Source organism: Campylobacter sp. RM12642 (genome assembly GCF_020137635.1).
Classification (GTDB): domain Bacteria; phylum Campylobacterota; class Campylobacteria; order Campylobacterales; family Campylobacteraceae; genus Campylobacter_E.
The window spans coordinates 1-731 of the sequence record NZ_JACGAT010000075.1 but is presented as its reverse complement, the minus strand read 5'-3'; the positions used below and the strand labels follow the sequence as shown (position 1 = coordinate 731).

The window sequence follows — 731 nt, the reverse complement described above, 5'->3', positions numbered from 1 at the left end:
AGTTTAAATCCTGCTACTGGAGCGGCTTGGAAAAGTGCAGAAGCTAAAACAGCAGCAGATAAGCATGTGCTATATACAAATAAAACAGCTGCAGATAAAGGTGATAATGGTGAAGTAGCTGCTGATTTAAGTAAAGCAGAAACTTGGGCAGGCGGTGGTGCTGATGCCGACACTAATGGACAAAATAATGCTGTAGACTCTATTATTAATAGCAAAAATACATTTGCAAGCGTTAAAGATGCTTATTATGAGCAAGCAGCAAGACACGCAGCTGATGGTGCAGCTAAAGCAAAAACTGATGCTATACAAAATGCAGTTAAAAATGGAACTGAAATAGATTTAAGTGGAACCCATGCAGAAATTATTGGTGCATTTCATTTGGCAATGGTTGCAGGTAATAATGGTACCAATACAACAGGTACTACTACTGCAGCAGGTGGTGATGCATATAAAGATTTAGTAAAAAATGCTAATGAAGCAGTTCAAGCAGTAGCAGGTCAAGCCACTTCTAAACATGCTAGTTTAGCAGATGCTAATGCTAAAATAGATGATGCCTTAGCAAAACTTCAAAAAGTAGTTGATGCAGCTGAAGGTAAAACTATGGGTGATAACGAAGGTGAGAATGGAATTGTTGCTTATGCAGCTATGAAATTCCTTGAAGGTCTTAAAGAAGGATTAAACGAAGGCGATAGAGCAGGTCTTAAAGAAATGATAGGCTTAACTAACGACAA

The 731-nt window shown here is 38.3% G+C and carries 1 protein-coding gene; it reads left to right on the top strand.

Annotation, left to right across the window (positions count from 1 at the left end; genetic code table 11):
* The coding region (locus tag AVBRAN12642_RS09735) for a hypothetical protein (protein ID WP_336608317.1) at positions 1-731 on the top strand (731 nt) is incomplete at both ends.